At 34.8% G+C, this 13,816-nt stretch carries 11 protein-coding genes, 2 tRNA genes and 3 pseudogenes; 5 read left to right on the top strand and 11 right to left on the bottom strand.

Going from position 1 to position 13,816, the window contains the following annotated elements:
• Both F6K22_RS00870 and ndhL (F6K22_RS00865) read right to left on the bottom strand, forming a co-directional pair.
• On the bottom strand, positions 1-95 hold a 95-nt coding region (locus F6K22_RS00870), incomplete at its 3' end, for a DUF3007 family protein (RefSeq protein ID WP_293092309.1).
• Positions 95-331 carry an NAD(P)H-quinone oxidoreductase subunit L gene (ndhL, locus tag F6K22_RS00865; protein ID WP_293092307.1) on the bottom strand — a complete coding sequence of 79 codons (237 nt, stop codon included), beginning with the start codon at positions 329-331 and terminating at the stop codon, positions 95-97. The genes F6K22_RS00870 and ndhL (F6K22_RS00865), both read right to left, overlap by 1 nt.
• Positions 332-895: 564 nt before the next feature.
• Between ndhL (F6K22_RS00865) and F6K22_RS00860 the strand changes: the two genes are divergently transcribed.
• Positions 896-979, top strand: a tRNA-Leu gene (locus F6K22_RS00860).
• Between the two features lie 115 nt (positions 980-1,094).
• Here F6K22_RS00860 and F6K22_RS00855 read toward each other — a convergent pair.
• A pseudogene (locus tag F6K22_RS00855) lies at positions 1,095-1,271 on the bottom strand (ribonuclease Z); the annotation flags it as partial.
• Positions 1,272-1,825: 554 nt separating this feature from the next.
• On the opposite strand from F6K22_RS00855, the pseudogene F6K22_RS00850 reads away from it, so the two are divergent.
• Positions 1,826-2,892: pseudogene (locus F6K22_RS00850) on the top strand (DUF3474 domain-containing protein).
• Positions 2,893-3,036: 144 nt separating this feature from the next.
• On the opposite strand, the gene F6K22_RS00845 reads toward F6K22_RS00850, so the two are convergent.
• From F6K22_RS00845 to ndhL (F6K22_RS00825), 5 genes and pseudogenes are all read right to left on the bottom strand, one after another.
• Positions 3,037-3,990: an agmatine deiminase family protein gene (locus F6K22_RS00845; RefSeq protein WP_293092305.1), complete on the bottom strand. Its 954-nt coding sequence runs from the start codon at positions 3,988-3,990 to the stop codon at positions 3,037-3,039.
• 572 nt (positions 3,991-4,562) lie between these two features.
• Positions 4,563-4,668 (bottom strand): annotated as a pseudogene (locus tag F6K22_RS00840) (MerR family DNA-binding transcriptional regulator); the annotation flags it as partial.
• 195 nt (positions 4,669-4,863) lie between these two features.
• Positions 4,864-5,667: a tryptophan synthase subunit alpha gene (gene trpA / locus F6K22_RS00835; RefSeq protein ID WP_293092303.1), complete on the bottom strand. Its 804-nt coding sequence runs from the start codon at positions 5,665-5,667 to the stop codon at positions 4,864-4,866.
• A gap of 28 nt (positions 5,668-5,695) precedes the next feature.
• Complete coding sequence (locus F6K22_RS00830; RefSeq protein WP_293092301.1) at positions 5,696-6,019, bottom strand: DUF3007 family protein; 324 nt, start codon at positions 6,017-6,019, stop codon at positions 5,696-5,698.
• Positions 6,020-6,030: 11 nt separating this feature from the next.
• Positions 6,031-6,267 (bottom strand): NAD(P)H-quinone oxidoreductase subunit L, encoded by a 237-nt coding sequence (gene ndhL, locus F6K22_RS00825; RefSeq protein ID WP_293092299.1) that lies wholly within the window; start codon positions 6,265-6,267, stop codon positions 6,031-6,033.
• 522 nt (positions 6,268-6,789) lie between these two features.
• On the opposite strand from ndhL (F6K22_RS00825), the gene F6K22_RS00820 reads away from it, so the two are divergent.
• Positions 6,790-6,873, top strand: a tRNA-Leu gene (locus F6K22_RS00820).
• Between the two features lie 1,238 nt (positions 6,874-8,111).
• On the opposite strand, the gene F6K22_RS00815 is transcribed toward F6K22_RS00820, so the two are convergent.
• Both F6K22_RS00815 and F6K22_RS41640 read right to left on the bottom strand, forming a co-directional pair.
• On the bottom strand, positions 8,112-8,276 hold the full coding sequence (locus F6K22_RS00815) for a helix-turn-helix domain-containing protein (RefSeq protein WP_363272577.1): 165 nt from the start codon (positions 8,274-8,276) through the stop codon (positions 8,112-8,114).
• Positions 8,254-8,346 carry a helix-turn-helix domain-containing protein gene (locus F6K22_RS41640; protein WP_363272575.1) on the bottom strand — a complete coding sequence of 31 codons (93 nt, stop codon included), beginning with the start codon at positions 8,344-8,346 and terminating at the stop codon, positions 8,254-8,256. The genes F6K22_RS00815 and F6K22_RS41640 overlap by 23 nt, the downstream gene beginning before the upstream one ends.
• A gap of 290 nt (positions 8,347-8,636) precedes the next feature.
• Between F6K22_RS41640 and F6K22_RS00810 the strand changes: the two genes are divergently transcribed.
• Complete coding sequence (locus tag F6K22_RS00810) at positions 8,637-11,537, top strand: protein kinase domain-containing protein (RefSeq protein ID WP_293092297.1); 2,901 nt, start codon at positions 8,637-8,639, stop codon at positions 11,535-11,537.
• A 190-nt stretch (positions 11,538-11,727) separates the two neighbouring features.
• Here F6K22_RS00810 and F6K22_RS00805 read toward each other — a convergent pair whose 3' ends face one another.
• Entirely contained in the window at positions 11,728-12,255 is a 528-nt protein-coding gene (locus F6K22_RS00805; RefSeq protein WP_293092295.1) for a COP23 domain-containing protein, read from the bottom strand.
• Positions 12,256-12,734: 479 nt separating this feature from the next.
• Between F6K22_RS00805 and F6K22_RS00800 the strand changes: the two genes are divergently transcribed.
• Positions 12,735-13,816, top strand: a 1,082-nt coding sequence (locus F6K22_RS00800) for a S1 family peptidase (protein WP_293092293.1), incomplete at its 3' end; no start/stop codon positions are given.

Here is a 13,816-nt window from a genome sequence, read left to right as displayed (position 1 = left end):
GTACTATTTATCCCTACTACTTGTAATACCAAGTAGAGAAGACCACCAGCACCAAAAATACCGATACTTATTCCAATGGCATCAATTCGTCGCATTAACCTTCAATCTGTCGCCGTCTAGGGCGAAAATTTAAAAATGGGGACAAAACCAACATACCAGGGAAGAATAAGAACATCAAGAAGTACATGAAAACCCGTTCAATGGAGCTAGCAACATACCAACGAGTATTGAGATAAGCATAAACTATAGCTGGCATTACTAGGAGATACGCTCCGGCCAGAGATGCATAAATAATTAGGATTATTAGATTCGCGTCTAGGTCTAAGTTCATATACAAAAAATTGAGAAATTCCAATAGTTAATCGTATGCTGTTTAATATACTATTGTCTAAATGACTGTTTTTCCAGCCAACCTCCAGATTATTCCATATTTTGTCCCGCCAAGAAATTTTTGGGGATTTACCCAATCATTTATTAATTAAATAATTCAGCTTACTCTGCCTCCCCTTGGATAGGGGAAAGAAAGTGCTCTTGAATTTCCTTATATTCAATTCCCTCGCAGTTTTAACCTTCTTGTAATTATCCATTATCCATTATCCATTAATGAACCTCAGCCCTTTCCCCAAATCACTAAATTTTCGAGCTTCACAAAATGATCAATCTCCTTACCTAGAATCCTTAATAATTTTTTTATTTTAATTTCTCTTCAAAATACTTGCCAAAACTTTGAACATTGTGATTAAATAGAGAAATGAGCAAAATAAACTCATTAAATTCTATCTATAATAATACTAATCAAAGCAAAGTTTAGGACATTTCTAAATTATCAAACTCAGTCATAGATTATTTTTGACTTTTGCCTTTTAACTTTTGCTTTGCATTTAGCCCTATATATGGGGGTGTGGCGGAATGGTAGACGCTACGGACTTAAAATCCGTTGACCTTAACAGTCGTGTGGGTTCAAGTCCCACCACCCCCATTCACAAACAACAAAACAATGGCCACTTAAACCAAAGCCGAAAATTTCCAGGAAGGCATAGTAGGAAAAAACCTTAAATTGTTTTCCTATTCGGGTGCTTCATAAAATGATAAAACTAAGATTTAGCCTTTGCTAGGAACTCAGAAGTTCCATTCCGTCTAGGAATCTCATAACTGAGAAAATCATAAGCCATATCAGTATTAGGAAAAATAGCCCGCGCCTCCTGTAGCAAATCATCCAACAAAATCGGATTTCCAGGAGCATACCTAGGACTAAAATGAGTTTTTTTCAAACTCAAAAAGGCTAAAAACTTTATTATTAACTGTTTCAGATTTAATCAGCAAGTCCTAATTAAGAAAATTTTTGTGCCTAACTACTCCCTGATTATGCTAAAGTATATACTGTTTCATCTTCCACTAGCTACTTGGTAGTCTTGTAGAAGTAGTTTTACGAGTTGGTGTAACTCTCTTTGTATTAAGAGAGATATAGCAAAAATCCCTACTTGTTTACTACTACCAGCTCTTTTTTCTGAGCTAATGGAATTTGTCCTGGTGCAGTAAAAGTTCCATAAATTTCTACCCCTCTTCTCTGTTTTTATTCAGCAGAGCCAGGGGTAACTGATAGGAACTTAACCTGCTCCATATAATACCAATTCACTTTTAAAGATGTCACAAATAATTTCACATCTAAAATTTGAAATTATTTGCTGAAATTACTTTAACGTCAGAGTTTTGAGCCGAGCAAATATTACTTTTGACTTTTGACTTTTGACTTTTGACTTCCGTGAAACGGTGTAGCTTGTGTAAAGATGAAATATCGGTCATACTAGATAAACTGAAAAATTTAGTGCAATCAAACACTGTTCTCGATCAAGCAACTGACACAAACTCAACTCCCTCAAAAATAGAGTTACCCTTTACTCTCCAAGAGGTGAAGGCAGCTATTCCTCCTCACTGTTTTGAACCTTCCCTCTGGAGGTCTCTGAGCTACTTCTTTCTAGATATTGGGATTATTGCAGGTTTATATGCCATTGCCTACAATCTAGATTCATGGTTCTTTTTTCCCATTTTCTGGTTAATGCAAGGAACCATGTTTTGGGCATTATTTGTAGTAGGGCACGACTGCGGTCACGGTTCCTTCTCCAAACATAAATGGGTGAATAATTTAATTGGGCATCTGTCTCATACTCCCATTCTCGTACCATACCACGGTTGGCGCATCAGCCACAGAACTCACCACGCCAATACCGGAAATATTGACACTGATGAAAGTTGGTATCCAGTTACCGAGAGTAAGTATAATATGATGTCTTGGCCTGAAAAGCTAGGTCGCTTTTATTTAGTATTATTAGCCTATCCATTCTATCTATTTAGGCGATCGCCAAATCGTGAAGGCTCGCATTTCATGCCCGACAGTCCATTATTCCGTCCTAATGAAAAATGGGATGTTTTAACCAGTTCAGCACTCTGGATGTTAATGTAGGCTTTCTTGGTTTCCTGACCTATCAATTTGGTTGGGTTTTTCTAGTAAAATATTACTTGGTTCCTTATGTGATATTTGTGATGTGGCTAGATTTAGTCACCTTCCTACACCATACAGAACCGGATATTCCTTGGTATCGTGGAGATGATTGGTATTTTCTCAAAGGTGCATTATCAAGTATTGACCGCGACTATGGTTTCATCAATTCCATTCATCACGACATTGGTACTCATGTCGCTCATCACATATTCCTAAATATGCCTCACTATCACCTGAAAACAGCAACAGAGGCAATCAAACCTATCCTGGGTAAATATTATCGCAAGTCAAGCGAACCAATATGGAAGAGTTTCATTAATTCTTACTTAGCTTGTCATTTTGTTTCAGATACAGGTTCTCCAGTATATTATCAATCAGCCTGGAAAAAATGATACCTATCAGGATCAAAATTTTTCAACTGATATCAGATATTTTTGATTAGTTACACTCAAATACTAGGGGCGGGTTTTTTACACTTAGAAATCTTTTTGTTAAACCTGTCCCGACAGTAATAACTTCTGCTAATACCTGATTAATCACGAAGCTAAATAGTTCCAAATCATACAATGGAGAATAACTCCATACTTTGATATTGCCCCAGATTCAATAAAACTAACATTGTTGCCAAAAACTTGATTGTAAATTTCTCGAATACTGTCATCTTCTGGCTGATTATAAATGGGGGCATATACTCGGTTTTGCGTTCTCAATAAATTCATATAGTTTCCTTGTTCATCAGTCCAACCAAGATACTCTTGATCTGAAATAAAATAGGGAATTTTCACTTTCTCAACTTCTGGCAATTCCTGTTCTAAACAACTATCTAACTTCTTAATAAACATCTGCAAATCAGAACCTTGAGTTTGATAATCATTCATCATAATTCGATCGGAATCAATCCATTGAAGCATTCCATCAATATGTCCCGTCATATCTCCAGGCTGTTTTGGAACGACCACTAGCTTTTCAATTGAAGTTTTTTCTTTGATGAGTTGATTAATTTCTTCTTTGCTTTTCTGGGGATTTTGAGCATATAATTTTTCGGTTACAATTGCCGTTCCTTTTCCATTATGAACAAAATTTCCCCCTTCTAATTCTATGTCTATAAAGCTGGTATTTACAGATTTTTGTATTGATTTATTAAAGTAATTTATCAAACTTTCTTCAATATATTTACAATCTAATTCATCATCATATTCAGGTTTGTAAATAAATTTAATATAGCCTCGCTCTGACTGAATTGGAGCAAAGTCTCGTATCCAAATATCTTCTACATTCGCAATTTTAAAAACCGATAAATCTAAGTTAGTAAGTTTCACCATCTTTTCAGCATGAGCTTGATCTCGAACCAGGCAAATTACCCGATCGTACTTTGCAATTTCGATATAAAATTTTTCTAGTTCAGTCAAATATTCGTTATAGTATTCGATCCATACATTCGGCAGAACTAAGGTCACAGTATCAGTTTTCCAGTCAGGGATAAGATTCATAGCTGTCAGTTTTAATAAGTAGATCGGCGTTAAAATTTGTCACTATGTAACAAAATGTAAATTCACCTCAAATAAACTGTAAGTCAGAGTTTGGAGCTAGTTTATGAAACTTAATATAGTTAAGCTTTTTTGTGCGTACCTACTTAGAGTTGTGTAAATTGAACTGGAGAAGTTCTTGCTCATTTTAGAACCTCTCTTCTGTTTCTACTCTCTAAGTAAAATTATTACGATTCAAGTGCATAATCATACAAGATAGAAGAGCGCCAGATTTATGAAATTCCGAGAGGTTAAAGTATACAGGTTCCATTCTCAAAGATGAGCAGAGCTGATTCAATGACTTAATCTTTGATTTTTCCAGTTCATAATATTTATGGGATGGATACAGTTCATCAATATTAGATGCACAAAGAAGATAATTTCCACATCGAATACTATTCGTTAATCCAATATAACCATCATTGAAACTGACATCATAGATATTGACATATTTCTCTAACTCTTTTACGGTACTAGAGTCTGCAATCTCTGTACAAACAACTTGACGTTTCGTAGATTGAGGTTTTAACCTCTTCGGTATAGTAGCGGTGATTTGACCTATACGCGCTTGGCTTTTAACTTTCCAGAATTATCCCAACGCTGTAAAGTTTTTACGCTAACTCCTAATCTTTCTGCAAATTCGTGATTGTTTCATATCCTAGACATTGTGTACAGATTTGTCTAGGATAGTCTATATTTTTGCACTTTAGCAAGCTACAGGATAATCAGGCTTCAATTTTGTGACAACATAGGAAGTATCTAAGAAACTTTCCACTTCTTCCATACATTTTCTTCTCCACTAGATAATTCTAAAACTTCGCCTAGCTTACTATAACCTCAACTAATAGCCGTCTTCAAACTCTGACAAAACTGCCTGATCGCCTCCAACCCCTCATCCGGAGTTCCCTCAGCTAACCGCTTCACCACCGCACTACCAACAATAACCGCATCACTCCCCCACTTTTTTACCTGTAAAGCGTGTTCCGGTTGAGAAATACCAAAACCGACACCAATAGGTTTATCAGTAACCCCCCGCATTTGTGCCAACAAATCTTGTACTCCCGTTTGTACTTGAGTACGCATTCCTGTCACCCCAGTTACACTCACCAGATAAATAAATCCTTGAGACTGACGAGCGATCGCCTCTATTCTCTCTTTTGGGCTAGTGGGAGCCACCAACAAAGTCAACTCTATCCCAATATTTCTTGCTGGTTTCAACAAAATATCCGCCTCCTCCAACGGCAAGTCTGGCACGACCAAACCCCTAGCACCCACATCATAAATTTTTTTCAGGAAGCTCTCCACCCCTCGATATAAAATCGGGTTGTAATAAGTAAATAGAATTATTGGCGATCGCAACTTCGGACTAACCGTCTGTACCACCTCTAAAACTGACTCCAAAGTTGTCCCCCGGCTCAAAGAGCGAGTCGCAGCAGCCTGAATTACCGGACCATCAGCCAAAGGATCGGAATAAGGGACACCCAGCTCTATAAGATCGGCTCCACTACTATCCAATACCTCTAAAGCCTTTGCCGTAGTTTCCAAATCTGGGTCTCCTGCCGTAATAAAGGGAATCAAAGCACATTGGGGACCATTTTCTGAATTACGTAGAGATTCAAAACAATGAGAAACTGAAATCATTTTTAATTTTCAATATTGGATAGATAATTTATTCCTGCTTTTCTGTCTTGTTTGCCTTTTCCTGTTCAACTTCAGCTTGCAACTGAGCCAACTCTTCTGGAGTCATTTCTTCCAGACGCTTTTGCAGCACAGCCTCCTCATAATCATTTAACTGTTTGTTATAAGTCATATCTGTATTCGCAACCCGAAATAAATAGGTCAGCAGCCAGATAAATAAGCCACCGACCAAAACAGCTTGTGTCCAAATACCAGCATTGGTACTATTTATTCCTACTATTTGTAATACCAAGTAGAGGATACCACCAGCAGCAAAAATACCGATACTTATTCCAATAGCATCAATTCGTCGCATTATACTGTTATCTAACCTTCAATCTGTCGCCGTCTAGGGCGAAAATTTAAAAATGGGGACAAAACCAACATACCAGGGAAGAATAAGAACATCAAGAAGTACATAAAGACCCGTTCAATGGAACTAGCAACATACCAACGGGTATTGAGATAAGCATAAACTATAGCTGGCATTACTAGGAGATAGGCTCCGGCCAGGGCTGCATAAATAATAATGATTATCAGATTCGTGTCTAGGTCTAAGTTCATAAACAAGATTGAGAAATTACAATAGTGAATCGTATTCTATTTAATATAGTATTGTCTGGATGACTGTTTTTCCAGCCAACCTCCAGATTATTCCATATTTTGTCCTAACTCCTCTAAATTCAGAATGCGCGAATTCGCGCATTCTGAATTCTATCCTCAACTATAAGACTTTGTTTGAGCAAACCCTATTTAGTTTTCGACCAGACGACTACCATTTCAGAAGTAGCAAATGTAGGTAGAAAGTTGGGATACCAGTATGGGAGACTATTGACCTTATTTTTTGCTCAAATGTTTGCCAAAAATTACTAAATTCTGGACTTTAACAAAAATTGAAGCAGGACTTAGGAGACAGCAATCTTTGTTCTTTGGGGATTCCAAACTACAACCAATTGTGGACACTCGCTCCAAAATCCTTAATAATTTTTTTATTTTAATTTCTCTTCAAAATACTTGCCAAAACTTTGAACATTGTGATTAAATAAAAAAATGAGCATAAAAAGCTCATGCAATTCTCTCAATTATGGGGGTGTGGCGGAATGGTAGACGCTACGGACTTAAAATCCGTTGACCTTAACAGTCGTGTGGGTTCAAGTCCCACCACCCCCATTATCCGGAAAGGTTTTGAGAGTTTTAACAATCTCCTGGACAGCTCGGACTACATTGATTTTGATTATGTCATGTTTCTAGGCATGACGGATCAACTAAACCAAGAGAAGGCCATCACGGTCTATATACATCAAACTATCTAAAACTCCGCCGTAAAAAGGCTAATTTAGAACGCCGTAAGTCTAGTTATGCTAAGTCTAGTAACAGAGGTTTAGCTAATGAATTGCTGCGTCATGGTAACGAGTTTAAAACCGAGAAGGTTTCGGTTAAAGCTTGGCAAAAGAGATATGGTAAAGCAATAGCTGCTAAGTCTCCTGGTTTTTTTCAGTCCGAGTTGACCCGCAAAGCTGAAAATGCTGGTGGGCAACTAGATAAGTTTGAGACTTCGAAGACGGCATTATCCCAAACACATCTTAACGGCTCACGTATCAAGAAGAGTTTATCCCAGCGCATTCATGTGGATGCTACGGGCGTTCGGATGCACCGGGACATCTTCAGTGCCTACCTTAGTAGATTCGTGCATGACGAATCGCTTCTGCGAAGTCGGATGCTGCTAGTCAGTATTCGGCAATGGAGCCATTGTTGATGGAGGGATGGGAAGAATATCGCAAAGCTGTAAGTAAAGTAGGCGAGTACGAAATCCGGAACAGTCATGTGTCCGCAGAACAGCTTTCCATCGAGGGTCTTACATCAGTTGATGTAAGTGCAACCAGCCAGATAGTCATTAAGGACGAAAAGCTGGAAGTAATGCCCGAACCCGCGCACCTTTAGGTCGCGGAGTGGCTCAGCTTCAATTTTTCGGTAAATTGATTTTGATAATTTGCTATTCGTCACTAAACCTTTAATCTTCAGGTTTTCGACGGCAATTAAATCATATTCTTTAACTAGCTTATGATCAGTTTTATAGTGGAAACCTTCTCTTTGTCTAGGAATATGTATTCAATGAATAGTTAATAATGAAAGAAGGAAACTAATTATTCACAACTTATTAATTTTTAGAAGTTTATTTAGTCAAATTAAATTCTTCTAATTGTTAATTGTTAATTATTAATTATCAATTATCAATTTGCCTTTTTCCAGTTGTTATACCCTATTTCTTTTCTAGATGCTTTTCTTTGCTTTCTTGCACTTATTAGATTGAGATTTTCTATAAAATTTAGGTACAGGAACAGTCTCACCAGTATTAGTAGTCAAAAACTCTTTTAAACCTACATCAATACCTACAGCAGTCTTAAATATTATACTATTGAGTATCGGTCTATTTGACACCTGGTCTGGCTTAACCAGTCTAGCCTTTGACCGAGTGCGTAATTCCAATGCCTCCGTAACAGCTCCAGCCAATAATCAATTTTGGCTGACTGTTCAGGAGTAGGCTTGATTTTATAGCAATGAGTAATTATCAAAGATCCTCAGCAGCAAATTTTCTGATTCAAGAGTAGGGTAAAATATAAATTTGTAGGCTTTTTCAACCATCTACATATTTGCTGATTAAGTCTTAATATTTTGGTATTTTAAGTGTTAAATTGCAAGATTGATTGATTTTCCTCCCGACGCTTCTGTGACCTGAGAGTGCAGGTCTCTAACTAACGTTTAGATGAATATTAATGCTCATGTTCTGGCAAAGAAAATCCTTCATATTTAAGTATGAAGGGTTTTATAGAGACTTCAGGTAGTTTTTATATAAAAATTATCTGCTATAACAATAATAATTGAATACTTCAAACTGTTTTTTATAAAATTAGTAAATATTTTCTCATACTAAAATGAATCAGGGCAACGAACAATTTCCCAAAGATCCTCTCATAAATAAAATAATCAATGGTAAATACAGTATTGTAGACCTCCTGGGTAAAGGTAGTTTTGGTACTACTTACTTAGCAAAAGATTTATCTAATAAGAACTCTAAATGTGCAGTTAAGATATTAAAAGATTTTAGTGAACCTACTCTTGGGAATAAAGCAAGACAATACTTTGAAAAGGAATATGATGTTTTGAAAGAAATCAATCATCCTCAAGTTCCGAAAATGATTGATTTTTTTCCCGATAATTTACCAGGGTATCAAGAAGAAAGTATGTTCTTAGTTCAAGAATATATTGAGGGTGATAATCTAGGAAAAGAATTTAAAAATAATAAGAAAAATGGAAGAACATGGAATCAAAGAGAAGTCATTGATTTTCTCATAGATATCTTGACAATATTAGAATATATGCAAACCAGAAACATATCTGGAAACAATTTGATTCATCGTGATATTTATCCTGCAAACTTAATGAGACACAAGCAGGATGGAAAAATATACTTAATAGATTTTGGTTTAGTAAAGTTAATAAGCTTAAATTATAGTGGAGATTTATTAACTACTGTAACTTATGGTAATGATTACTATTGTGCTCCCGAACAAAGGAAAGGAAAAGTAAACTTTTGTAGTGATATATATTCTGTGGGTTTAGTAGCAATTGAAGGTTTAAAAGGAGAAGATCCTTTAGGAAATAATTGGAAAGCAGGAGAAGTAGAATGGGGCAATATACGCTACGAAATAAACGAAAAAGTCTGTGAAATTTTAGAAAAAATGGTACTTCCCGATCCAGAGGAACGTTATCAATCTGCAGCGAATGTTCTTGCAGATTTAGAACCTTTTAGAATGCTAGGTAAAACTCTTAAAAATAATACCTATATAATTAAGGATTATTTAGGTAGTGGCAAATTTGGTAATACTTATCTAGCAGAAGAAAGAGAGGAAAATAAAAGTCATATTTGTGTAATTAAGCAACTGAAATCTGATAATTATAACCATAAAAGGCGTGAACCAAAGAAAAAATTTAAAAAGGAAGTAGATGCTTTAGGGCGCTTAGAGGAACACAATCAAATTCCTGAATTTTTTGATTATTTTGAAGAGTTGGGAGAAAATTATCACCAGGCTTTTTATTTAGTTCAAGAATATATAGAAGGTGAAGATATTCGCCAAGAGTTGAGTAAAAAAAATTGGAACGAAAATCAAGTTATTGATTTTTTAAACCAACTGTTAGAAATATTAAATTTTATTCATAGTAAGGATGTAATTCACTGCGATATTAAACCTTCTAATATTATGCGACGTTTTTCTGACAGAAAGTTTGTCTTGATTGACTTTGGTTCAGTTAAAAAAGCGGTGATTGGTTACGAAAATGTCAGTCAGTCTAGTAGCTCTACACAATCAGTAGGAACTAAGGGTTATGAGTCGCCCGAACAAGCTCAAGGAAATGAACAAATTGGATGTAATAGTGATATATATTCTCTAGGAATAACTGCTATTCAAGCCTTAACAGGAAAAGAGCCATATAAGTTAGGTTTGCGGGATAAAAAAACTGGAAAATATCACTGGAGTAACAATCAAGTTGATGATAAATTAGTCAGAATTTTGGATAAGATGGTGGCTTTCGATCATATAAAAAGCCGTTATCAATCTGCACAAGAAGTTCTAAATGATTTAGCAAGATTGAAGGGCAAAAATATTTTTGATTTTCAATCATTAATTAAGCGGAAGTTTTGGGTGGCTGGGATGATATTTGGGGTAGTTATTTTAAGTAGAGGTGCTTGGGTTTATTTTGCATCGGGTTCATTTCGGCAAAATTTTGAAGATGGAAAAAAACTGATAAATACGGCAGAACAATACAAAATGCTTGACTCAGCTCAAAAGGCAAAGGAATCTTATGAAAATGCTCGGAGGAATTTTAAAACAAGTGCAAAACTCAACAGTAAAGATCCCCGACCTTGGATAAATATGGGTTATATACATGGTCAATTGGGTAATCTAGAAGAGTCAAAATCTTCTTGCGATAAAGCTTTATCAAAAGCAAAAAAACAAAAAGATAAGGAATTAGCAGTAGAAAATAAGGCATTAGCTAATGATTGTATAGCAGTTTATTTTCAGAGACAACAAAACTACGAAGAAGCTATTAAGTATCACGAGGAAGCAATAAGGCAATTTGAAGGTCTCAATTATGAAGAAAATCCCGATCAATCAATAGCAATTGAAAACCTTATTGACTATGCAAGAAGTTTATCTAATATGGGAGAGACGTTAATGAAAAGTGGAAAAATTCAAGAAGCTGTCAGAAAATTTAAAGAAGCTGTTGAAAAAGTTGAAGAAGCTGTTGGAAAAATTCAAGAAGCTTCAGAAGATCAAAAAAATCAAAAAAAATTAGACGATTTGAAAAAATTAAAAGAAAAAAGTTTACCTTTAAAAATAGTATTTACAAAAAATTTAGCAGAAGTTTTGTCGAAACAAGGAACATTTGAGGAATCAGAAAAATATTATAACGATCTTATAGACAATCACGCTCTAAATAATAGATTAAAAGCAAAAATTTTATTAGACAGAGCTAGAGTAAGGCGTGAGTTAAGAAACTTTGATGAGGCGTTAAGAGATTGTAGTAAATTAGATTCCTATGTCCCAAAGATTTCAAAGCTTGGTATTAGAGCTTCGATTTGTAAACTAGAAATGAGCAGTAAATTAGGAAATTATAATAATTCTTTAACTTATGAATATGAGAATACCCTAATTAATGACTTGAATCGGGCACTTAATGATAATAACTGTGCATCAAATACAAACAAAATAATTTGTCAAGAATTAAGGCAATTTAAGAACAATGTAACTAGAGGTAAATTGAATATTTGGTAAAAACTAATTTTTCATATTTCTATAGAAGATGTTGGTCAAACATCTATAAATTCTGGTATGAAATAATTTAGGTTCAATTTCCTGTAATAAAAGTATTAAAAAATTCTCCCCGTTTATTTAAGGTAAAGACAGCTTAAAAAGAGGGGAGTATAAAAAAACAATAACTTAATCTTGGTTTACGAATGTTATCTTAAGGTATCAACATTTGAAGCATTGTGTGAAAGCGATTTCCTCTCAAACCAACTGTTGATAGGTACGCATCATCTTCATAAACTTTATCTGGAATTTTTTCTTCTACTAAGTTTTTTAGCAATTCAGGGCTTTCTTCTGCTTTAAGTGCAAATAACTCTTCACTATTAGCAGTACAAGAATCTTCTGATGTTAAACAAACAATAATTCGATTGTTTTGTTTTGCTGGAATGATTTTTAACTCTCGACCACTGTTAAGATAAACCTGTAATTTTTGAGAACTTTCTTGACAGAGTTGTTGTGCCCTGTCTAGGTCATTAGGGAAAGTTTGATCGAACCTGAAATTTAATTCTCTTAATAATAAATCTTTTTCTTGCTTCGCGTGGCGGGAAATTTTTATAACTGGTGAGTCACTTGTACAACTATCCTTAATACTCTCATTAGCACGAACAGTAAGGGGAAATGCTGCCAAGCTCAACAGGCTAAGAATACTGACCAAGCTACCTTTCAGACAAAATTTTAACTTCATAGTAGATTTACCAAATCAGAATAATGAAAACTCTCTATCTGTGATATGCTTTGTATACTAAATTACAGTATATCTTATATAATATATGTATAACTTACAACAATTTATTTTGCTTGTATCACTATCTTGTTGCTATACAAGACTTTTTAGAAAGTTTAATTGGCGAGTATACCACAACAAGATTGAATTGAGTAGTTTTACTCCAAATTTAAGCAACTTTTAAGTTTTTATATAGTATTTCCACTTGGGTTGTGTCTAAAATATCTCCACTTTATAGGCCAGAGGTAAAAGTCAACAAACAAGAAGATGTGCAGAATTTTTTTACTATTCTAAATAAGAAATTCTTTTTTTTGCATCTCATGTAAAAACGCTATAAGAGCGAGATTAAGAGACTTCAATGAGGCTACAAAAGGAGTATTTACAGTAAGAAACTACTATATATAGCTAAATGTATTAATTATATATTGGAGAGCAATAAAATGAAAAATTTTAACAGTTTATTAGCTATTGTTATTGTCACAGTAATTGTTGCAATAATTCAGCCTAAAACTACTCCGGCATTAACAGGTGCAGAAGTTAGGGAAGAAGCAGAAAAAATTACTGTTTTGCTAGTTTTAAAAGACGGAAAAGAATTTAAAAGTTTAGGATCTGGAGTAATGCTTACAAAGGATAAAAATACTTTTTATGTTTTGACTGCTTATCATACTATATATGATTTAGATGATACAGAGCTAAAAAGATTAAGGATTGTAACTTACAATCAGCAAAGATATGAAGTTAAAGGATACGGGAAAGAACTTAATCTTGATTTAGCTGTCTTAAAGTTTACTAGCACTAAAGATTATTCAGTTGCTAATTATTTAAATTGCGATGATATTAAAGCAGGTAGTAAGGTCTATGTGTCTGGATATCCTGTTTCTGAGAAATTACCTGGTTTACATATTACTTTAGGAATTATTTCTTCTACAGAACAAATAGAAAACAAACCTGCTTTAACTTACGACAATTCTATAGCTAAAGGAATGAGTGGTGGTGCTGTGCTAGATGAAAAAGGGTGTTTAGTTGGAATTCATCGTGCTGGTAACTTAGTATTAGACAAAGATGGTCAACGTATATTAGGTGAAGATAAATCAGTTGCATTAAAAGGATTTAAATTTGGTATTCCAATTCAACCTAATCTCAGGAATATTAAAAGAATGATTAGCCAGGCAAATAAAAATCAAATTCCTCCAACACCAAGACCAACTCCCCCACCTCCAAAACCAGAGAAAACAACAGCATCAAAACCAGTTGAACTATCACCTATTTTTATTGCTGATGTGTGCGAGTCATACAATAAGAATCCTTTAGAAAACCAAACAGAAGCTCTTCATTTTCTACAAAAACAAATCTCAGAAAATCAGCGTCCTATTTGGATAAACTTTATCCAACAATGGCGGAAAGATAGCAGTCTTATTATTGTAATACCAAAAGATTTTTTCCTAACTAACGTCTGCCTTAACTATAAGCCGGAAGAATATAAAAACCACAAGCAAGCACTCGAAACTCTCCAAAGTGGAAT

The organism is Okeania sp. SIO2F4, from assembly GCF_010672385.1.
Classification (GTDB): Bacteria; Cyanobacteriota; Cyanobacteriia; order Cyanobacteriales; family Microcoleaceae; genus Trichodesmium.
This window is presented reverse-complemented; position numbering and strand designations above follow the sequence as displayed.

Excerpts from the sequence above, each read along its gene's own strand:
- F6K22_RS00805 (WP_293092295.1), bottom strand. The coding sequence starts at position 12,255 with ATGAAGTTAAAATTTTGTCTGAAAGGTAGCTTGGTCAGTATTCTTAGC.
- F6K22_RS00845 (WP_293092305.1), bottom strand. The coding sequence starts at position 3,990 with ATGAATCTTATCCCTGACTGGAAAACTGATACTGTGACCTTAGTTCTG.
- F6K22_RS00830 (WP_293092301.1), bottom strand. The coding sequence starts at position 6,019 with ATGCGACGAATTGATGCTATTGGAATAAGTATCGGTATTTTTGCTGCT.
- ndhL (WP_293092307.1), bottom strand. The coding sequence starts at position 331 with ATGAACTTAGACCTAGACGCGAATCTAATAATCCTAATTATTTATGCA.
- F6K22_RS41640 (WP_363272575.1), bottom strand. The coding sequence starts at position 8,346 with ATGGTTGAAAAAGCCTACAAATTTATATTTTACCCTACTCTTGAATCA.
- ndhL (WP_293092299.1), bottom strand. The coding sequence starts at position 6,267 with ATGAACTTAGACCTAGACACGAATCTGATAATCATTATTATTTATGCA.
- trpA (WP_293092303.1), bottom strand. The coding sequence starts at position 5,667 with ATGATTTCAGTTTCTCATTGTTTTGAATCTCTACGTAATTCAGAAAAT.
- F6K22_RS00810 (WP_293092297.1), top strand. The coding sequence starts at position 8,637 with ATGAATCAGGGCAACGAACAATTTCCCAAAGATCCTCTCATAAATAAA.